The 20,826-nt window shown below is 63.3% G+C and carries 16 protein-coding genes and 3 pseudogenes; 8 read left to right on the plus strand and 11 right to left on the minus strand.

Going from position 1 to position 20,826, the window contains the following annotated elements; all coding sequences use genetic code 11:
• Window positions 1-47: 47 nt before the first annotated feature.
• Together C441_RS17990 and C441_RS17995 are read left to right on the plus strand one after the other, a co-directional pair.
• Window positions 48-953, plus strand: a complete 906-nt coding sequence (locus tag C441_RS17990; protein ID WP_007276382.1) for an ABC transporter permease — start codon at window positions 48-50, stop codon at window positions 951-953.
• A 168-nt stretch (window positions 954-1,121) separates the two neighbouring features.
• Window positions 1,122-1,841 carry a cyclase family protein gene (locus C441_RS17995; RefSeq protein ID WP_007276383.1) on the plus strand — a complete coding sequence of 240 codons (720 nt, stop codon included), beginning with the start codon at window positions 1,122-1,124 and terminating at the stop codon, window positions 1,839-1,841.
• 438 nt (window positions 1,842-2,279) lie between these two features.
• Here the strand turns inward: C441_RS17995 and C441_RS18000 are convergent, their stop codons facing one another.
• The 4 genes and pseudogenes from C441_RS18000 to C441_RS18005 form a co-directional block, all read right to left on the minus strand.
• Window positions 2,280-3,734: an amidase gene (locus tag C441_RS18000; protein ID WP_049920698.1), complete on the minus strand. Its 1,455-nt coding sequence runs from the start codon at window positions 3,732-3,734 to the stop codon at window positions 2,280-2,282.
• A 512-nt stretch (window positions 3,735-4,246) separates the two neighbouring features.
• Window positions 4,247-4,450: pseudogene (locus tag C441_RS19290) on the minus strand (transcription initiation factor IIB family protein); the annotation flags it as partial.
• Window positions 4,426-4,731: an SWIM zinc finger family protein gene (locus C441_RS19295; protein ID WP_338041848.1), complete on the minus strand. Its 306-nt coding sequence runs from the start codon at window positions 4,729-4,731 to the stop codon at window positions 4,426-4,428. The gene C441_RS19295 and the pseudogene C441_RS19290, both read right to left, overlap by 25 nt.
• A gap of 148 nt (window positions 4,732-4,879) precedes the next feature.
• Window positions 4,880-5,491, minus strand: a complete 612-nt coding sequence (locus C441_RS18005; RefSeq protein ID WP_007276385.1) for an HD domain-containing protein — start codon at window positions 5,489-5,491, stop codon at window positions 4,880-4,882.
• A 204-nt stretch (window positions 5,492-5,695) separates the two neighbouring features.
• Here C441_RS18005 and C441_RS19300 point away from each other — a divergent pair.
• From C441_RS19300 to C441_RS18015, 3 genes and pseudogenes are all read left to right on the plus strand, one after another.
• Window positions 5,696-5,994 (plus strand): annotated as a pseudogene (locus tag C441_RS19300) (helix-turn-helix domain-containing protein); the annotation flags it as partial.
• 85 nt (window positions 5,995-6,079) lie between these two features.
• A pseudogene (locus C441_RS18010) lies at window positions 6,080-6,964 on the plus strand (aldo/keto reductase).
• 83 nt (window positions 6,965-7,047) lie between these two features.
• Window positions 7,048-7,644 (plus strand): SprT-like domain-containing protein, encoded by a 597-nt coding sequence (locus tag C441_RS18015; RefSeq protein WP_007276388.1) that lies wholly within the window; start codon window positions 7,048-7,050, stop codon window positions 7,642-7,644.
• A 32-nt stretch (window positions 7,645-7,676) separates the two neighbouring features.
• On the opposite strand, the gene C441_RS18020 is transcribed toward C441_RS18015, so the two are convergent.
• Entirely contained in the window at window positions 7,677-7,871 is a 195-nt protein-coding gene (locus C441_RS18020; protein WP_007276389.1) for a hypothetical protein, read from the minus strand.
• 374 nt (window positions 7,872-8,245) lie between these two features.
• On the opposite strand from C441_RS18020, the gene C441_RS18025 reads away from it, so the two are divergent.
• A complete protein-coding gene (locus C441_RS18025) occupies window positions 8,246-8,935 on the plus strand; it encodes a DUF1028 domain-containing protein (RefSeq protein ID WP_007276390.1) in 690 nt (229 codons plus the stop codon).
• Window positions 8,936-8,975: 40 nt separating this feature from the next.
• Here C441_RS18025 and C441_RS18030 read toward each other — a convergent pair whose 3' ends face one another.
• Genes C441_RS18030 through C441_RS18045 form a run of 4 tightly spaced genes read right to left on the minus strand, consistent with a single transcriptional unit; the run spans window position 8,976 to window position 14,673 of the window.
• Window positions 8,976-11,129 (minus strand): dipeptide ABC transporter ATP-binding protein, encoded by a 2,154-nt coding sequence (locus tag C441_RS18030; protein ID WP_007276391.1) that lies wholly within the window; start codon window positions 11,127-11,129, stop codon window positions 8,976-8,978.
• Entirely contained in the window at window positions 11,126-12,025 is a 900-nt protein-coding gene (locus C441_RS18035) for an ABC transporter permease (RefSeq protein WP_007276392.1), read from the minus strand. Before C441_RS18035 ends, C441_RS18030 begins: the two co-directional genes overlap by 4 nt.
• Window positions 12,025-12,984: an ABC transporter permease gene (locus C441_RS18040; RefSeq protein WP_007276393.1), complete on the minus strand. Its 960-nt coding sequence runs from the start codon at window positions 12,982-12,984 to the stop codon at window positions 12,025-12,027. The genes C441_RS18035 and C441_RS18040 overlap by 1 nt, the downstream gene beginning before the upstream one ends.
• A gap of 15 nt (window positions 12,985-12,999) precedes the next feature.
• Complete coding sequence (locus C441_RS18045; RefSeq protein ID WP_007276394.1) at window positions 13,000-14,673, minus strand: ABC transporter substrate-binding protein; 1,674 nt, start codon at window positions 14,671-14,673, stop codon at window positions 13,000-13,002.
• A gap of 329 nt (window positions 14,674-15,002) precedes the next feature.
• On the opposite strand from C441_RS18045, the gene C441_RS18050 reads away from it, so the two are divergent.
• Both C441_RS18050 and C441_RS18055 read left to right on the plus strand, forming a co-directional pair.
• The gene (locus tag C441_RS18050; protein WP_007276395.1) at window positions 15,003-16,250 is read left to right on the plus strand and encodes a Zn-dependent hydrolase; all 1,248 of its coding nucleotides are present in this window, start codon (window positions 15,003-15,005) and stop codon (window positions 16,248-16,250) included.
• A gap of 432 nt (window positions 16,251-16,682) precedes the next feature.
• On the plus strand, window positions 16,683-17,498 hold the full coding sequence (locus C441_RS18055) for an IclR family transcriptional regulator (RefSeq protein WP_007276396.1): 816 nt from the start codon (window positions 16,683-16,685) through the stop codon (window positions 17,496-17,498).
• A gap of 902 nt (window positions 17,499-18,400) precedes the next feature.
• Here the strand turns inward: C441_RS18055 and C441_RS18060 are convergent.
• Window positions 18,401-19,165, minus strand: a complete 765-nt coding sequence (locus C441_RS18060; protein ID WP_049920688.1) for a universal stress protein — start codon at window positions 19,163-19,165, stop codon at window positions 18,401-18,403.
• Entirely contained in the window at window positions 19,158-20,627 is a 1,470-nt protein-coding gene (locus C441_RS18065; RefSeq protein ID WP_007276398.1) for an APC family permease, read from the minus strand. Before C441_RS18065 ends, C441_RS18060 begins: the two co-directional genes overlap by 8 nt.
• Window positions 20,628-20,826: the final 199 nt, after the last annotated feature.

Consider the following 20,826-nt stretch of genomic DNA (forward strand, 5'->3'; position numbering starts at 1 on the left):
AGAACCGCTCGGCCACAGACCTCCTCGTAGACTTGGGTCCGTTCCTGATGCTATTGATATTGATAGCAATCTTCACGGCCACGTCAGAAGTGTTTCTGACCTACGACAACCTGGTCGGGAACGTGATGATGAACAGCATGATTCTGCTGTTCGTCGCCTTGGCCGGTACCTTCCCCATCCTCCAGCAGAGCATCGACCTGTCGGTCGAATCGATCGTCTCGCTGTCGGGTGTCATCACGGCGATACTTATCAACGACTACCAACTCGGTATGCTCGCTCTCCTGCTTGGCGTCCTCGCAGGCACGGGCGTCGGCGTGCTGAACGGCGTCGTGTTCGCGAAGGGGAAGATTCCCTCTTTCCTCGTAACGCTCGGTTCGCTATCCATCTTCAGTGGGTCGGCCCTGTTGATGACCGGCGGCTACTCGGTGCCATTTAACGCGTCCGGCATCCGGCAGATTGCCATCGGCAACACCATCCCACAGGTTCCGAACCTCGTCGTCTGGGGCCTGCTCGTTTACGTGTTGGTGTCGCTGATGGCGTGGAAGACGACATTCGGGCGCTACACGTACGCCCTCGGAGAGAACGAACGGGTCGCTGACTTCTCGGGCGTGAATGTCGACCGGTACAAGATCGGCGCGTTCGTCGTCTCCGGGACGCTCTGTGGCCTTGCTGGTGTCCTGCTGACCGCACGCATCTCCTCGGCGACACCGGGCATGGGCAGCGGTCTGCTCCTACAGTCCATCGCGGCCATCGTGATGGGCGGTACCGCGCTGACCGGCGGCGTCGGCGGTCCGCACAGGACAATTCTCGGCGTCCTCGTCATCGGCGTACTGACGAACGGCATGAACCTCCTTGGTATCCAGTCGTTCGTTCAGGAGATCATCCTCGGGTTCGTCGTCATCCTCGCTGTCGCGATGTCGATGGACCGTGACAAGATCGACATCGTGAAATAATCCATCAAGCATCCTCCCGACCGGTCGGACGCGGCACGCCCGACCAATCGGGGACACTTCGAACCAGAGATAGCGTACTAACAACCGGACGAAACCAATGACACAGCTATTTACACAACACACTGAACCGAATAGAAAACGAACCGTACACTCGAATGGGGGACGACGATGAGCTACGAAGACGGACCGGTGGACGCGCTCAGCGCGCTTGCAGATGGTGAAGTCATTGACCTCTCCCAAACGCTCGAAGAAGGAATGCCCGTCGTTCCTACCCACGCGCGTTACAGTCACACACTCTATGAGTCCTACGAACGGGGGGATGTCGCCTGCCATTACCGATTGACACTCGGTGAACACACCGGAACGCACATCGACGCACCGCTCCACTTCATCGCAGAGGGCGACGCACACTGCGATATCGCGTCCATCGAACTGGAAAAATTAATCGGTCGAGCGGCCACAATCGACGTCGCCGATATTGAGCGAAATACCACAGTCCCTGTCGAACGCATCAAACAATGGGAAGCAGAACATGGGGACCTCAGGGAGGGTGACCGCGTCCTCTTCCGGTTTAACTGGGACCGCCACTGGGCTCCTGGCTCTGCCGGCACCCAGTACATGGCCGACTGGCCAGGACTCTCCGGAGAAGCAGCGGAATATCTCACTGACACTGGCGTCGCCCTCGTCGGCTGTGATACCGCCGCAATCGACGTGGCACACGACGAGTCGTTCCCGGCACACTACGAACTACTGGGGAACGAGACGTACATCGTAGAAAACCTCACGGCCCTAGACGCACTGCCACCGTTTTCCCTGTTGATTACCCTTCCTCTCAAAATCGAGGATGGCTCCGGATCGCCTATCCGCGCCGTCGCCATCGTCGACTGACCAGCCATCGTCCGCGGTAGATGGATCCGACGTTCACTTGTTCGACGGAACCGCCGAATCTGCCGACTACCTAAACTAAAGCAGCGAACCGCGACTCGGTTTCTTCGCTTCCGCGATGTTACTGTTTCGACGATGGATCCACCCGAGTTGGGTTTCCCAATCACCGAAGCCAGTCGGAAGCTCACTCGGAAGACAGTGTAACATTACTGCCACTGTTTGATTTTGTACCCCCACCACCAGTCCAGTCAGCTACTCTGGAATCCCATACACCTCCCGAGACCAGTCTCGTTCGAGTGTGTCGTAGACAGGTTGTTTCCGGTCGAGTTCGTCGATACGCCGTTGGTCTTCCGTCTCGAGTTCGATGCCGACGGGCAGTTCGTGACGGCTATCGAAACGTAATCATACCACACGTCGTCCAAAGTGGATGGGGACGTCCGCTTACGCGTCTCGTATCTTCTCGAACGAACGAGCGACGCGGAGGAGGTGAGCATCCTCGTACCGTCCGGCCAGGAACTGGACACCAACCGGGAGTCCATCGGAACCGTCTGGGACCGTCACAGCCGGGACGCCCGCGAGATTCGCTGGACGTGTGTTGTAGGCGAGCGGGACATCGAGTCCGTCGTCCGAGTCGTAACTATGTGGTTTGCGTTCGCCAATTTTCGGTGCGACGACCGGCATCGTCGGTGCGACGAGAGCGTCGTGGCCGTAGAGCGCGTCAGCGAACTCGTCGGCGAGAGTCGAACAGACGTTCCGCGCGCGGATGTAGTGGCGGCCGTCGTACCTGTCGAGAAGGACCGCACCGACCAGTGCACGTTCTCGGACGATGTCGCCGAATCCGACGCCACCAGTAGCTTGTCTCCCAGCGGCTGCGTCGAGTCGAGAGAGGTCGAACGGCCCAGGCCGTTCGAGTGGGAGTCCCGTTCGGCGCAGTGCCGCAGCAAACTCGACGTTGGTCACAGCATTCCAGACGAACACGGCATCGTCGACGGTCGGCAATCGGACTGACTCGACCGTTGCACCCGAGCTCTCCAGCGTCGCAATCGTCTCTTCGAATCGTTCTCTGACGTGGTCTGATACGTGTGTACTCAGGAGTTCGGCAGGCACCCCGAACGAGAGCTCCTCGGGGTCGGGAACGTCGGTCAGTCCGTCTGCACACGAGCCGACTGGAATATCTCGTGCGAGTGCCGAAGACGGGTCCCGGGCGTCGTAGCCACCGATTACATCGAACCCGAGAGCAGTCGTCTCGACGTCGGGTGCGAGGGTCCCGATGTGGTCGAGCGTAGGTGCTAAATCAACGAACCCGTCTCGCGGAACTGCCCCCCATGAAGGTTTGAAGCCGACCACGCCACAGAACGACGCGGGAATACGGACGGACCCACCGGTGTCGCTTCCGATGGCGAGGTTTGCCGAGCCTTCGGCGACGGCAGCAGCGCTCCCCGAAGACGACCCGCCCGCAACCCGTTCGTCGTCTGCCGGGTTCGTTACGACACCAAACGCGCTCGTTTCGCTCGTCGGGCCGTAGGCGAGTTCGTCCATGTTCGTCTTGCCCACGAGTCGAGCACCAGCATCTACGAGACGGGCGACGACGGTCGCATTGCGACGGGGGACGACGCCTTCGAAGACTCGTGACCCGCACGTCATCGGCACTCCAGCGACGGCGAGGTTGTCCTTGACGGCGACGTCTACGCCTCGTAGGGGGCCGTCGCCACCCTCGGTGGTGAAACTGGTGATGTAGGCGTTGTGTGGGTCGTCGTGCTCGTCGACATCGCGTATCGAGAGTGATTCGTCCGCGTCGGGTTTGGAGAGGGTGTCTAACGTCTCGTACCCATGGATCTCGTCGGATATCCTCTGAGCGAATCGCTCGGCATCGGCCTCAGAGAGGTCGAAGTCCATCGTCGTCCCAGCCTCGAGGATCCACCTCGCAGACACAGATGAGAGAGGCATCGGCATTACAGACACTTCCGGAGAAGGCGCCCTTGTGAGTGAGTAGAAGTCGTCATGTGTCTCCAAACCACGAGGGTGACGAGCATAATAGTTCGGTTAGCGAGCGTTTCCGTCCGAAAACAACGTCTACCAGAGTGGACAGACCACGATTAGAGGGGTTCCTCGGTACGCTGAGACGGGAGAGGGTTCGAGAGAGATAGTTCCGTGATTCTCAGATAGTTCTCGGGAGACTTCCTCGCATACGACGTCGCCACGAATATAAATTCGATTCGATAAGATAGAGATGATATAATTTAAATGTCAAATCACACTCTAACAGAAAATACATAATATACCAATAATCTGAAATAATATCCCATAATTCTCTAGCTATATCAAGAAAATTTTGATATATTAGTAATTATTTAACCATAGTAGATGAAGAAAAATTAATAGTATAATAACTATCGACATTCACTACATCATGCCTTTCTGGTATCACTCGCGGCCGCAACACGCGACTGTGTGAGTTTCCAGTCCCTCTCAGCCGTAGCGGTGTACAAACGCGATGCAGCGACTGCATGCGGATCCGCGCCACGGTGATCCCACTCGTCGCTTGATTCCTCAGCCAACGACCGTGCTCGTCGCCGAATCTGGTCCGTCACGTCAAGCCCATCTGCACGGCGAGTTCGAGTATTCGTGGGCGAATCGCGACCACAACCCGATGTTTACACGGACCGTCACCGCTCGCATCGGCGGGGCACGAACACGAATCGGGCTCGTCATTCCGAATTCGAACGCGGTACTCGTGCGCGGTCGGGTCGGCATAGCTCTCGTTGCGAACACGGACATCGCCGTCGAGGATTCGAACGCGAACGACTCGCACTGCGCCCGCTTGAGGACGCGTGCAGATGGGTCGGACTCTAGTATTACTGGAGTAATGATAGCTAGCGCGCACTGCGCGCACCGCTTCGGCGCATGAAAAACTACGCTGCCGAACAGAGTGACAGGTAAGACGAACTCAAGTAGGATTCTTTTCAGCAGCCCTGTCCTGATAGTCCTGCAGTCAATACAGGTGCTACACCGACCAAGCGAGTTGCGACTGAAAGACGTAGTCAGAGTTGGCAGGTTCGCCCGAGTTCCCGTTCGTACCGCGATTTAATTTGCTCGAACAAGTCCTGGCCGAGCTCTGTCCGGAAGCGGGGCGCGGCGGTAGCAAAGAACTCGTCCAGGTTCTCGAACTCGGCAAAGTGGTCGTTCGCCTCGGCTTCGTCGTACCGGCCTTGGCGCTCGTACTTGAGCGCCTGGAGACAGTTATCGATCAGATCCATGTCTTTGACGAACTGTGCCGTCGGGGTGTCACGGGCTTCGTACTCTTCCCAGAGCGACAGCAGTTCGGTGTCCGTGAACGGTCCGACGAGATCGGTTACTGCGCTCCGTTCAGCCGCCTCCTTCTCGGACGTGGGGATGGTCTGGCGTCCGTCCTCCGCACGGGTTGCGATATCGCCCGTTCGAGCTTCGCCGAGGTCGTGAATGAGTGCCATCGTCACTGCTTTCTGAGGGTCAACGTCTTCCTGCTCGGCATAGAGCAGACAAAGCGACGCTGTCCCCCACGTGTGGGCTGCGACCGATTCAGGCGAGTCGATATTCCGAAGCACCCATCCCGTCCGAAGTTCGTCCTTCAACTCGAACCATTCGAGCAAGGAGTCGAGTTCGTCGGTCATCATATCGGAGAGAAGGGAAGTGGCCAGTTCAAATTATCGAGACCATTCCGCGGGGTCGTCGACATTCAGGCAATAAATCCGCAGGAACAATGTACCAAGTATTCACCGCTGAGCCTGCGAAAACAACACCCCATAGAGCGTTCCATGACTCCCTCTGTTATAGACCAAATACATCTGACAAAGAGGCCTCACCGAAACCGCGACAGCCGAACCACAGATGAGAGACCTCAGGCCTCGTCGAGTGTCGAGAGAATCTCTATGACCTCCACTTCCAGTACATCAGACGACGCTCTCCCGTTTGGGTTGACTGAACGGCAATATGAGGCGTTGACGCTCGCGTTGTCTCGTGGCTACTACGAGAGCCCACGCCAGACATCGACGGAGGAGCTTGCCGAGGAGCTTGGTATCCCCCAACCTCGCTATCGAGACTCCTCAGGCGAGGTGAGCGTCAACTTCTCTCTTCGGCGCTCCGCTCACAGGGGCACTTAAACACGGTTTCCAATTAGCATCGTCCCTATCTCGCTGTAGTCCCTCTGATTTGGTAGACAGAGCCCCACCACGAAGACAGTTGAACTCAACAACGGCGTGGAGATGCCGATTCTCGGCTTCGGCACGTATCAAATCGACGACCTCGAAGAATGTGAGCGAAGCGTCACCGAAGCACTCCGGACAGGGTATCGCCTGATCGATACTGCGGCAGCGTACGGGAACGAGGAGGCGGTCGGTAGGGCAATCGAGAAGAGCGATGTGCCGAGAGACGAGGTGTTCGTCACCACGAAGCTCTGGGTAACGGACGCTGGCTACGAGAGCACGAAAGACGCGTTCGAGCGGTCGATGGATCGACTGGGTCTCGACTACCTGGACCTATATCTGATGCATTAGCCTTACGGCGATGTCCACGGCTCGTGGCGGGCGATGGAGGAACTCCACGAGGAAGGCAAAATCAGAGCGATCGGGGTCAGCAACTTCCATCCAGACCGCGTGATGGACCTCATGGTCCACAACGATGTCGTCCCGGCAGTGAATCAGATCGAGACCCACCCCTTCTACCAGCGAACCGACGATGCAGCGTTCCTCGATGAACACGATATTCAACACGAGTCATGGGGGCCGTTCGCCGAAGGTCAGAACAACATCTTCGAGCACGACGTGCTGACCACGATTGGAGACCGCTACGACAAGTCCGCTGCACAGGTGGTGCTTCGATGGCTCATTCAGCGCGAAATCGTCGCCATTCCGAAGTCGGTACACGATGAGCGCATCGCCGAGAACTTCGATGTCTTCGACTTCGAACTCATCTCGGCGGAAATGGAGACAATTTCGGAACTGGATGAAGGCGAGAGTATGCTGGGCGCTGGCCTGCCCGGACATCAGTCGTGCGCGTCCTCGTATGACCGTCGAAGGGACGCGCGAAACAGCTGTAAGCGGGGGCTCGTGGCCGGGAGAACGCGACGCTCGCCGCCTGAGCGCGCCTGACCGCACCCAGACGTCGAATCGGCGACCCGCCGCGGACGGGCAAAACACACATACCGACTCGCTCCGAATCGCGGCTCGGAATCGTGGGACACGAAGACGGGAGTCAGAGCGCGTACGACGCCGTCGAGACCGGCGACGAGTTGGTGAGTTGGTCGCGGGCGTACTGCCGCCGCGCGGCGAGCGACTACGACTTCGACGTGGACCTACACCGGGTCGAGTGGGAAGTGTCTACCCGCGCGAAGCGTCGAGCGGCCGCGGTGAAGACACCGACCGTCGACGACGCGACGGTCGGCGAGCCGAAGCAGTGGGACAGCGCGTCGTCGCATTCGAACCGGCTCGGCGGCCCGCCGACGTGCACCATGTCGCTGTCGTGGCGGGCGTTCGAGTCGTTCGACCGCGGGGAGTGGGCGGCGACGCTCCGACACGAGCTCGTCCACGTCGAGCAGTTTCAGGCGTTCGGCGCGACCGACCACGGGCCGGCGTTCAAGCGCCGCGCCGAGGCGGTCGACGCGCCGGTTCGCGTCCGTCGGTTCGCAGAGCCGAAGTACGTCCTCACCTGCGAGGACTGCGGCGCGGACGTGGCCTATCGGTACCGCGAGTGCAAACTGGTTCGCGAGTCGGCGGCCTATCGCTCCGCGTGTTGCGAAGCGCCGCTCGACTGCCGAAAACAGGAGGGATAGCGGGCGAAAGGGAGCGCCCGCGCCAAAACGGACTATCGACTCGGCGGGTGCGCCCGCGCCTCTCGAATCGCCACGACGGCGATGACGAGGACGAACACGAGCGCGAGGAAGAACTCGACGCCGGGGACGGACCCGGCGACGGCCCAAACGTACACGTCCTCCGCTCCGAGGATGACGAACAACACGACGAGAATCGCCACGCCGGTTCGACCGATACCGAGTCTCATATCTCGATTTTGCCACCGCGACACCATAAGCCTTGGAGGCGACTACCGCCGGACGGAACGCACCAGTATTGCTCACTATCTCGAATACTATACTGTCGGAGAACGCCGCACGGGTTAGGTTTTGGCTTCAGGTCGAATATAGGATGACAATGAACTGATTGTACACTGATTCTAAAACATGCAGAGACGACAGCTCGATAAATAAGATAGTATCGCAGACAATAATGTTACACATATACAATAGTGTTGGGAATTGAGATCGGGGGCGAGTGCGGACGCAGAACCCCACGAGCTGAGCTGTCACACCTCCCGTCGCGGCCCGCGAGAGGAGAGTATTTACCGTGCGAGCGTGACCAAAACGCAGTAACGAACCCATGCGACACGTTCCAGGAACCTTCTCGATAGCGGCGCGCGACCCGGAGGCGAACGTCTACGGCGCGGCGGTGACGACCGGCACCGTCGCCGTCGGCGCGACCTGTCCCTACGTGAGCGCCGGCGGCGCGGCGGTCACGCAGTCGTACACGAAGCCCGAACACGGCCGCGACGCGGTCGCCCGCGCGGAGGCCGGCGAGCGCATCGACGACGCTTTCGAGGCGCTTCTCGCCGCCGACGATCACGCCGCCTACCGGCAGGTCCACGGCGTCGGCGCGGGCGGCGAGTTCGCCTTCACCGGCGGCGAGTGCGTCTCGTGGGCCGGCCACCGCGCCGGCGACGACTACACCGTCGCGGGCAACATGCTCGCCGGCGAGGGGGTCGTCGAGGCGACCGCCGAGGCCTACGAATCCACCGACGGCGACATGGCCGACCGGCTCGTCTCGGCGCTCGAAGCCGGCGAGGCGGCGGGCGGCGACGACCGCGGCGAGCTGAGCGCCGCGGTGCTCGTCCACGCGCCGACGCCGGAGTTCTACCACAACCTCCGCGTCGACCTCTCCGACGAGCCGGTTGCCGACCTGCGCGACCTGCTCGCGGAGGCGCGGCGCGCGAAAGCACAGATTCGACGGGAGACGGACGCGCAGTTCGGCGACTATCCGGACGAGATTCTCGACTTCGGCGTCAAGTACTGAACCGGCTTCGGCGTCAAAAAAAGAGACCGCGCGGACGGCGTCAGTCCGAGTCGGCCGGACTGGTCTCCGCGCGCTTCGACGGCGTGATAAACGAGTCGCGCTGGCTCATCTCCTCCTCGGAGAGATGACAGGAGATGTAGTGGTCGCCGCCGTCGACGGCTTCGAGTTCCGGGAGGTCCTGCTCGCAGACGTCGCCGATTTTCTTCGGACAGCGCGTCTGGAACGGACAGCCCGACGGCGGGTTGATGGGACTCGGGACGCTCCCCTCGAGGAGGATGCGGTCCGTCTCGCGGTTCGGGTTCGCGTGGGGGACCGCGGACAGGAGGCTCTCCGTGTAGGGGTGGAACGGTGCCGAGAACACCTGCTCGATGCTCCCGAACTCCGCGATTTTCCCGAGGTACATCACGGCCACGCGGTCGCAGATGTGCCGGATGACGCCGATGTTGTGCGAGATGAACAGGAACGAGATGTTCTCGTCGTCCTGAATCTCGTTCAGGAGGTTGAGAATCTGCGCCTGCACGCTCACGTCGAGCGCCGACACCGGCTCGTCGCAGACGATGAGCTTCGGTTCGACCGCGAGCGCGTGCGCGATGGCGACGCGCTGTTGTTGGCCCCCGGAGAACTCGTGGGGGTACTTGCTCGCGGCGGCCCGCGAGAGGCCGACGCGTTCGAGCAGGTCGCCCACGCGCTCGCGCTTTTCCTCGCCGGTGGCGATGCCGTGTTTCTCCATCGCGCGGCCGACGATTTGGCCGACGGTCTTCCGCGGGTTGAGCGAGCTCTGGGGGTCCTGGAATATCATCTGCATCTCGCGGCGCAGACTCCGAATCTCCGAGGAGCCGAGCTCGTGGAGCGGCTGACCCTCGAAGTACACCTCGCCGTCGGTCGGTTCGAGGAGGCGGAGCGCGGTGCGAGCGACCGTGGACTTGCCACAGCCGGACTCGCCGACGAGCCCGACGGTCTCGCCGGGGTAGACGTCGAAGCTCACGTCGTCGACGGCCTTGACGTGCCGCCGCTCGACGGTCGGCAGGCCGCCGCCCGACCACGAGAGGTGGACGTTACCGAAGACGCCCTCGCCGGCGTTGAAGTACTTCTTCAGGTTCCGCACCTCGAACAGCGGCTCGCCGGTGCGGTCGATGTCGCGGCGACCGGCCCCGGCTTCGGAGACCGTGCTCTCCGAGAGGTCGAGGTCGTCGGCGTGGAGACACGCCGCGCGTGAGGAGCCGTCGCCGACGGCGTCAAGTGACGGGTCGCCGCCGGTCCGACACGCCTCGGTGGCGTGGGGACACCGCGGCGCGAAGTTACAGCCGCTCGGGAGGTCCCCGAGGTCGGGCATCGCGCCGTCGAGCGTCGGCAGTTCGTCGTAGTCGGTGTCGACCTCCGGGATGGAGTCGATGAGAGAGCGGGTGTAGGGGTGTCGCGGGCGGTCGAACAGGTCGCCGAGCTCGGCCGTCTCCACGAGGTTGCCGGCGTACATGACGCCGACGTGGTCGCACGTCTGGGCGACGACGCCGAGGTTGTGGGTGATCATCAGCACGGCCGTCCCCTCGCGCTCCTGCATCTCGTTGAGCAGGTCGAGAATCTTCGCCTGCGTCGTCACGTCGAGCGCGGTGGTCGGCTCGTCGGCGATGATGAGGTCCGGCTCGCAGGAGAAGCCGATGGCGACGAGGACGCGCTGGCGCATCCCCCCGGAGAACTCGTGGGGGTAGTCGTCGATGCGTTCTTCGGCGTCCGGGATGCCGACGTCGTCCATCGACTCGACGGCGAGCCGACGGGCCTCCGACTTCGAGACGTCCTGATGGCGACGAATCGTCTCCGTAATCTGCTCGCCGACGGTCATCACCGGGTTGAGCGACGACATCGGGTCCTGCGGAATCATGGCGATGCGGTTGCCGCGGATGTCGCGCATCTCGGCTTCCGTCTTCTGCAGGAGGTCTTCGCCGTCGAAGACGACCTGCCCGCCCGTGATTTCGCCGGGCGAGTCGATGAGGCGCATGAGCGACCGCGCCGTCACGGACTTGCCCGCGCCCGACTCGCCGACGAGACCCATGGTCTCGCCGCGGTCGAGCGAGAACGACACCTCGTTGGAGGCGACGATGGGGCCGCCCTCGGTGCGGAACTCGGTTCTGAGTCCGCGAACGTCGAGGAGCGGGCCGTCGTCGGCCTCGCGGTCGGTCGTGGTGGTGGATGCGCTCATTCTATCGCCTCCACTTTGGGGTCGAGCACGTCACGCAGTCCGTCGCCGAGCATGTTGAACCCGACGACGGCGATGCCGATAGCCAGCGCGGGGAACAGCAACATCCACGGCGCGGTCTCCATGAAGCCGCGACCGGTGTTAATCATCAGCCCCCACGACGGCCGCGGGGGTTGCGCGCCGAGGCCGAGGAACGACAGGCTCGCCTCCGCGAGGATGGCAAAGGAGACGTTCAGCGACCCCTGCACCAGCATGGGAGCCATGCAGTTCGGGAACACCTCGCTGAAGACGATGCGCGAGTCGCTCTCGCCGCGGGCGATGGCGGCCTCGACGTACGCCTCGTTGCGTTCGGCCAGCGCCGCGCTCCGCGAGACGCGGGCGATGTACGGCGTGTAGACGAACGCCAGCGCGATGATGACGTTACTCAAGTCCGGGCCGAGGACGACCAGAAGCGTGAGCGCGAGCAACACCGGCGGGAACGCCATCGCGGCGTCCATGACGCGCATCAGTATCTCGTCGGTCAGGCCGCCGGCGTAACCGGCGACGACGCCGACGACGGCTCCGACCGCGAGCGCGCCGGAGATAGCGCCGAAGCCGACGTACAGCGAGATGCGGCTCCCCATGACGACGCGGCTGAAGATGTCGCGGCCGAGGTCGTCGGTGCCGAACGGGTGTTCGACCGACGGGGCCTGCGAGCGGTCTTCGATGTTCGTCTGCTCGATGGGGTACGGCGCGATGAGCGGCGCGAAGACGGCGACGAGCACGAGCATCACCACGATGGAAAAGCCGAGCATCGCCTTCGTGTTGCTTCGGAACTTCCGGACGAACCGGGCGATGCGGTCGCGCTGTGACTGCGTGATGGTGAACCGACCGCGGTCGGTCTCCTGTTCGGTCGCCATCAGTCGTCACCTCCGTAGCGGATACGGGGGTCGAAGTACGCGTACAGCAGGTCTGCGGCGAAGTTCGAGAACATGTAGATGAGTGCGACCACGAGGATGCACCCCTGAATCAGGGGGATGTCGCGGCTCTGAATCGCGGTCAGCGTCAGCCGACCGATGCCGGGCCAGAAGAACACCTCTTCGAGCACGACGACCCCGCCGAACGCGTAGCTGAACTGGAACGCGATGACCGTGATGACGGGGATGATTGCGTTCTTGAGCGCGTGTCTGAGGACGATGACCCGCTGGCTCATCCCCTTCGCACGCGCGAGGTTGATGTACTCCTCGCTGAGCACCTCCAGCATCGACGACCGGGTCATCCGCATGATGTAGGCGGTGAGCGCGAAGCCCATCGCCCCCGTGGGGAGGACGAGTCGCGTGAGCGACCCGACGAGGTCCTCGCTCGGGGAGACGTACCCCCCGGTCGGAAAGAGGTTCAGCCAGACGGCGAACACCAAAATGAACACCAGTCCCCACAGGAAGATGGGCATCGAGATGCCGACGAAGGCGAACATCGAGGCGCTCACGTCCGGCGCTTCGTTCTGGTTGATGGCGGCGTAGACGCCGAGCGGAACCGACAGCACGACGGCGACGAGCGTCGCGGCGACCGCGAGCATCATCGACCGGGGAAGCCGCTCGGCGATGAGCTGTGCCACGGGCTCGCCGAACCGGAGCGATTCGCCCATGTTCCCCTGGAGGAGCCCGACGACCCAGTCGATGTACTGCACGTACAGCGGGCGGTTGAGTCCCAGTTGGGTTTGGAGCGCTTCGAGCGATTGGTCGGTCGCGTTGGGGCCCAAGATGAGCAGGGCCACGTCACCGGGCAGGATGTTGGTGACGGCGAAGGCGATGAGCGTGACGAAAAACAGCGTCACCGCCATGAACCCGACGCGCCGAACGACGTAGTTGTACATCGACATTGTGTGGAATCTGTGTTAGCGGTCGAGCCAGTTGTCGGCGAACTGGAGCGTCGACCCGTCGGGCGCGCCGATGTCGCCTTTGTACTGCGAGGCGGCCCCGTAGAGGCTCGGTTGCCACCACAGGAAGAGGTGACCGGCGCGGTCCTCGTGGAGAATCTCCGTCGCCTGGTGGTAGAGGTCGGCGCGCTCGTCTTCGTCGTAGATGGTGCGCGCCTCCTCGACGAGCGCGTTGTAGTCCTCGTTCACCCAGTTGGTGAAGAAGAACGCCCCGTTTGGGTGCAGGAACTTGTAGAACGACACGTCGGGGTACCAGAGCGCGAGGTAGGAGCTCGTCGTCGCCTGGAAGTCGCGGTTGGAGTAGACGTCCGAGAGCCACGTGCTCCACGTGATCTGCTGGATTTCGAGGTTGATGCCGACCTCGGCGGCGTCGGCGGCGATGACCTCCGCGGCCTGCACCTGCGTCGGGTAGGACTGCGGAATCTTGAACGTCGCCGTGAAGCCGTCGGACATGCCGGCGGCGTCGAGGTGTTCCTGCGCCTTTTCGAGGTCGCGTGGGCGCGGTTCGACGTCCGGGTTGACCCACGGACTGCCGGGCGTCGCCGGGGTCGCGGTGGTCTGGCCGGTGCCGTAGAGGGCCGCTTCGGCGACCTTCTCCTTGTCGATGGTGTAGTCGAGCGCGAGGCGGGCGTCCTTGTTGTCGAAGGGAGCCACGTCGCAGTTCAGGCCGAGGTAGACGAGCGATTTCGGGAACTGCTTTTCGAACCGGACGTCGGGGGCCTGCTCGACGCGGGAGACGTCCTTCGGCGCGATGCCGTTGATGAAATCGTACTCGTCGGCGAGGAACGACTGGAGGCGAACGCTCGGGTCGGGCACCTCGCTCTTGACGATGGTGTCGATGAACGGGCCGTCCTCGTCGGACGCGCCCCAGTAGTCCTCGTTGCGCGTCATCGTGAACGAGGTCTCGATTTCGCGGCTCTCGAACACGTACGGGCCGGTCCCGATGGGTTCTTCGACCATGTCCTTCTCGGCGTTCTCGGCGGGCATGACCGACAGTTCCGCCGTCGCCATCTTCGCGAGGAACGGCGCGAAGGGCTCGGTGAGCTGGACTTCGAAGGTGTAGTCGTCGGGGGCGCGAAGCTCCTCGACGTAGTCGAAAAAGCCGGTGGCGAGGTAGTCGCCGTTCTGGACGCGCTCGTAGCTCGCAAGCACGTCTTCGGAGGTCATCTCCTCGCCGTTGTGGAAGGTGACGCCCTCCCGGAGGTTGAACGTCAAGAGCGTGTTGTCGTCGGACTGCTCCATCGACTCGGCGAGATGCGGCTGGATGGAGTAGTCGTCCTGTAGCGCGACGACCTCCTCGTAGATGTTCTCCAGAACGCGCTTGGAGGCCGCGGAGGTGTCGATGTGCGGGTCGAGCCCCTGCACCGGCACCGCGCCGCCCCACTGGAGCGTGCCGCCCTGCTTCCCGCCGCTCGCGGCGGTCGTCTCGGTGCTTTCCGTGCCGTCACTGCCGCCGGAGGACCCCGACGCTTCGGTCGTGCCGTCGTCTGCGCCGCCGCCCGTACACCCTGCGAACGCCGCGGCGCCGGTCGCCGCCGCCGCCCCGAGGAACGTGCGGCGGTCGAAGCGACCGCGACGCGTCCCGTCGGCGGTGCTATCGGGAGAGTCGCTCTCCTTGCCATTCTCTTGCATACAGACCCTCAAATCCGCTACTGTGTGATAAAAATTGTGGTTGTGTGTGTACAATCACCATATCGAGACGGGGAAAAATGTCATACTGACTACGTATTCGGGCACCGAGCGCGGGAGAAGTTTCGGATGGCCACTTTCACGCCAATCGAATCGGAATTACTTCGAGAATGTCAACCGCGGGTCGGTCGGCGTTCCCGGCCGACCCGGCGTCGGCGGCGAAGCGCGGCGCGACGAACTCCCCCGCGTTCTCGCTTCATCCGTCAGCCAGTACTGTCACGTGTGACCGGATTCCAAACAATAAAATAGGGTTAGTCACGAATCCGGGAACCATGCGAGTCAACCAGCAGCGACTCCGCAGTGACATCGAGTCGAACGCGGAGTTCGGGGCCGTCCCGACGGACGAGGGTCGGGGGCGGACGGTCCTGACCGGCAGTGAGGCGGACCGGCGGGCGAGAGAGTTCTTCTGCGAGCGCCTCCGGGACGCCGGTCTCTCCATCACCATCGACGAGGTCGGCAACATCGTCGGGCGATGGGAGCCAGAGAGCGCGGACCCAGACGCGGCCCCGGTCGCGACGGGGAGCCACCTCGATTCGGTCCCCGAGGGCGGCATCTTCGACGGCCCGCTCGGCGTCTACGCGGGGCTGGAGAGCGTCCGCGCGATGCAGGACGCCGGCGTCGAACCGGTCCGCCCCGTCGAGGTCGTCAACTTCACCGAGGAGGAGGGCCAGCGGTTCGGCGGCGGCCTCATCGGGTCGGCGGTCGCCGTCGGCGAACTGGGCGTCGCGGAGGCGCTCGACATCGAGGACGCCGACGGGATTCCGCTCGGCGACGCCCTCGCGGACATCGGCTATCGAGGAGACGGGCGCGTCGACGCCGCGGACTGGAACGCGTGGATAGAGCTCCACATCGAGCAGTCAGAGCGCCTCGAAGACGCGGCGGTCCCGGCCGGCGTCGTCACGAGCATCGTCGGTCTCTCGCGCTGTGCCGTCGAAATCACGGGTGAGGCCGACCACGCCGGGTCGACGCTCATGGACGACCGCTCGGACGCGCTCGCCGCCGCCAGCGAGTTCGTCCTCGACGTGGAGCGAGCGACGAACGAGCGCGGCGAGGTCTCGGAGACCGCGGTCGGCACCGTCGGCAAACTCGAAGTCTCGCCGAACGCGCCCAACGTCATCGCAGGGAAAGTAGACCTGACAGTCGACGTCCGCGACGTGGCGTACGACTCCATCGAGTACGTCATCGACGAGGCGGAAGCGAGCCTCGACCGCATCGAGGCCGAGCGCCCGGTCGAGACCGCGCTCTCGCACCCGTGGGACCGCAAGCCCGTCGAGATGAGCGAGCGGTGCCGCGCCGCGCTCCACGACGCCGGGGGCGACGCCGACCTCGAAACCCTCGACCTCCACTCCGGCGCCGGCCACGACACCATGCACGTCGCGGCCGTCACTGACGCCGCGTTGCTCTTTGCCCCCTCCCGCAACGGCATCTCGCACAACCCCCGCGAGTGGACCGACTGGGCGGACTGCGCCGACGCGACCCGCGTGCTCGCCGGCGCGCTCGCCGACCTGGCGACCGAGTGACGAGACCGACACACTGACCAGACCGTCGCACTGACGACTGCCGTTCTCGTTTTCGTCCGCACCCGGGCCGTTCTCTCGTGGGTCGAGCCGACCAGCGCCCGCGTCACTGCGGCGACCGCGACGACCGCGACGACCGCGTAGTCGAACCGCTCGCTACCACCGGTCTCGGATCACCGGTTTGAGACGCTGAAGCTGTTGTTTATCGCGGTCCAGTTCGTATGCGCTCGCTCGAAACGCCGAATCGTTTGTACAATGAGAACGTAGTCACTCACAGAAGATTCCACCGGTATCACCACTTCAGAAGACAATATTCGGGAGAACTACCCCTCAGACCACGGAGTGTCGCGGCAATTCGTGCGATTACCGGTCCGTGTCAGAACTGAGCGTTTGTCAAATACAAACACCTATGCCGCGGGAGCTTCGAACTGGACTATGGCAGACGAACCCACGACCGGCTCGCCGCGGACCCTGAAAACGGTGTCGCGCGCGTTCGACGTCGTTCGTGCGCTCGAAGAGTTAGACGGCGCGCGGGTGACGGAGCTGGCGAACCACCTCGACCTCTCGAAGAGCGTCGTCTACAACTACCTGAGCACGCTTCGGGCCGAGAAGTTCGTCGTGAAGGAAGGAGACACCTACCAGCTGTCACTGCAGTTCCTCCTCGTGGGCGAGTACGTCCGGTACCAGAACATCCTCTACCGCATCGGCAAGCCCGAAATCGAGGAACTCGCGGAGAAGACCGGCGAGTACGCCCATTTGGCGACCGAACAGCACGGGCTGGGGGTCAACCTCTACAAGGTGAGCGGCGAGAAGGCCGTCGGGAGCGACTACCAGGTGAACAAACTCCAGCGCGCCGACTACCTCCACTTCTCGGCGACGGGGAAGGCAATTCTCGCGCACCTCCCGAGAGAGCGCGTCGAGTGGATTATCGACCAGTACGGCCTGCCGGGCAAGACCGAGGCGACCATCACGACCCGCGAGGAGCTCTTCGAGGAGTTGGAGACGATTCGCGACCGGGGTTACTCGCTCAACGACGAAGAGGAGATAAAGGGCCTGCAGGCCATCGGCGCGCCGGTGACGAACCGGCACGGCCGCGTCCTCGGCTCCATCAGCGTCTCCGGGCCCGTCCGCCGGATGAAACAGCCGGAGTACCACGAACAGCTCATCGAGAACGTCGTCAACACCGCCAACGTCATCGAAGTGAACGTCAACATGGAGGAGTCCGACGACGACTTTCCGACGTTCAGCTAGTCGGCCGCGTCGTCGCCGGGCATCACGCCAGAATCGTCGTCACGTCGACAGCACCCACTCGGTTCACAAACGGAGAACCGGCGGTCTCGGTCGGACCGCTTCGAGTCGGAGCCCCAATCGCCGCGAGCGCGCGACCGAACGACCCACATCCCCCAAACGTCGTTATCGCGGTTCCGAAGCCGCCTCCGGGTCGTATTCTGTCCGCCAATCGAGCCGAACGTCGGGGCGTCGCGCGCCCAGCGACGGCGTGAGACCGGACCACCAGAGAGCCGACAGACGACAACGACGACCCCAGATGGTTGACTAAATAAGAACACTGACCGATTTTCATCCGCCGAACGTCCAGCTATTCGACAGATTCTGCCGAGTCTATTTAGTTCATAATCTGTCGACGGAACGTCTGACCAACTGCGGCCAGCGACTGACACCTCCCGGACGGGTGTCGATTCCATTACACAGCTATTGGTGTAATTGGGTTGGCGGTCACGAATTGAATTGGCTGTCACGGTTCGACCGTCAGTCACGCGGGACTTGGGACCGAAACCGCGTCGACGAGCGGACACATCCGATTGACTGGGCGAGTCCAGACGGGAGTGTCCCCCTCCGAAAACGCGGTTTCGAGGCTATCCAATAGTGCGATTAAAAAGCAATATCGTCTCGGTTCGAACTGGTTTCCGATAGCATCCGGGAATTTCGAATAGACCGAATGACTCTGATATCCACAAGACAAGTGGTGATACGGATTTTTCAGCGCTTATCAGTTCACAATTTGTAAAATTTGAAGAAAGTGTGCCCAGTGTGAAAGTCGCCGGTCACGCTGTGTCCGAGGTTCGCACCACCTTTGTTGTTCTAAATACACAATAATATCGGACTCAATAGAGCGGGGCGAAGGCGAAGCGGCCTCACCCGGAGTCGTCGGTGTCGGCGTCGGCGTCGTCAGCCTCGGGGTCGAGCGGTCGCCGGACCACGAGCACCGGGCCGACCGTCTGCTCGGCGACGCGGTCGGAGGTCTCGCCGAACAGTCGGCCGCGGAGCGTGGGTTTCTCCTCCCCCATCACGACGACGTCGTGGTCGGCCGCGCCTTCGATGAGCGCCTGAAGCGGGTTCTGGGCGACGACGACGACGCGCGAGACGTGTTCGCGACAGACCCCGAGGACGGCCAGTTCGTTGGCGACCTCGTCGAGGAGTCGTTCGCCCTCGGCGACCGCGTCGTCCTCCTCGGCGGCGTGAAACAGCGTGAGTTCGATGTCCTCGCGTCTCCCGACGGCCGCGGCGACCTTGGTAATCGTTTCGAGGTTGATGTCCTCCTTTATCGGGACGATGACGCGGGCGATGGTCGGCGCGGGATTCGAGAGCAACACCGCGTCGCAGTCCGCCTCGGTGGCGATGCGCTCTGTCGTCTGGTCGGCGTCGTGGGTGAACACGAGTCGCGTCTCGACTGTCGCGCCCGCGGCTTCGAACGCCGAGACGAGCTCGTCGAGTTCGTCGCGGACCTTCGGTTCGAACTGTTCTCTGGCCTGTTCGGGAGCCGTCTGCTCGGGTATCTCGTGGTACGCGAGGAGGACGACCGTCGTCTCCGAGAGCAGGCGGGTCAGTTGGTCGGGTATCACCTGTCCTTCGAGCACCGCGACGGGGACGAGCACGCGAACGTCGTCGGGATTACGCATCAGAGCTCACCCCCTTCAGGCGCACGTCTCTGGCGTAGACGAAGTACCACGCCAGCGCCGCGAGCGCGACGACGACGCCGACAGCCTGCGAGAGCGGTTGCATGAACGCGACGAGACTGAAACTCGCCACCGCCCCGAGCACCGGGACGACCGGGTAACCGGGGACGCGGAACGACGGGTCGTACCACGCGGGGTTCGACCGGCGGAGCGCGACGAGCGCCACGCAGATGAGCCCGTAGGTGACGAGGTGCAGGAACGACGCGACCTCGGCGAGCACCTCCGTCCGGCCGACGGCGACGAGGACGACCGTCGGCCCGCCGACGAGCGCGAGCGCGACGTGGGGCGTCCCGTACCGGAGATTGATTCGCGCGAGTTGCGGCGGGACCAGCGCGTCGCGGCTGAGCGCGTAGAGCGCGCGCGACGAGCTGAGAATCGAGGCGTTCGCGCTCGACACCGTCGCGAAGAGCCCGGCGACGAGGATGGCGACCGCGCCGGGGAAGCCGAGGTACGAGCGGGCGACCTCGACGATTGCCGTCTCGCCGAAGGAGGCGAGTCGGGCGCTCCCGAACGCGCCGGTCGAGACGAGAATCGTCACGACGTACAGCACGCCGACGACGACCACGGAGCCGACCATCGCAAGCGGGAGGTTCCGCCCGGGTTTCGTTATCTCGCCGGCGACCGTCGCCACCTGCGCGAACCCGAGATACGAGGTGAACACGAGCGCCGCCGTGGTGAAGATGCTGAGCGTCCCGAAGGGCATGAACTCCTCGGGGACCGTCTGGCGGCCGAACAGCCCGAGCGTGTCGAGCGAGCCGTAGACGAGAAAGACGAGGAGGATGCCGAGGAGAAGGCTCACGATGCCGTTCTGGAGCTTCGTCGCGTTCTCGGTCCCGAACATGCTGAGCGCCGTCAACGCGAGGCCGAAGCCGACGCCGAGCGTCGCCACGAGCGGCAGGTCGGCGACCATCGACGCCGCGCCCAACTCCGCCAGCACGGCGATGGCGTACTGCGCGAAGCCGACGAGGTAGAACGCCGAGGCGAAGACGAGCCCCAGCCAGAGCCCGATGCCGACGACCGCGCCGAACGCCGACCCCATCCCGCGGGAGATGAAGTAGTACGCGCCGCCGCTTTTCGGCATCGCCGTCGCCAACTCGGAGGTCGGGAGCGCGACCAACAGCGCGATGACCGCACCGAGCGCGAACGAGAGCGCGGCCGCGGGGCCCGCCTGCCCGGCGGCGAGGCCGGGGAAGACGAAGATACCCGCGCCGACCATCGTCCCGATACCGATTGCCAACCCACCGCGGAGGCCGATTGTCCGCTCTAACTCGGTCCCGCTTTCGAGGACCGTCACCTCGTCGGCCGCCTCCCCGACGTCGACCGCCGGATCCGACGAGCCGACCACTGCCCCGTCGCCGGGGGGGTCGACCCCGAGCACCGAACCGCCGTCGTTTCCGTCTGCCATTGTACTGCCCTGTTATCGCGTCTCCCAGATATATCTAGCACCCGTCATATAGAGGGTGCCGGGGCGGCCGGTGGACGCGCCCCCGGCGGCCCGCCACCGACCACCGGCGACGAGAGAAAGCGTTAATCCGTCCGCGGCACGCCCTGCATACGGAACGATGGCGCACGGAACGCGACGCGGCGGGCAGGTCGGGCGGGGG

The sequence above is a fragment of the Haloferax sulfurifontis ATCC BAA-897 genome (assembly GCF_000337835.1).
GTDB classification, from domain to species: Archaea; Halobacteriota; Halobacteria; order Halobacteriales; family Haloferacaceae; genus Haloferax; species Haloferax denitrificans.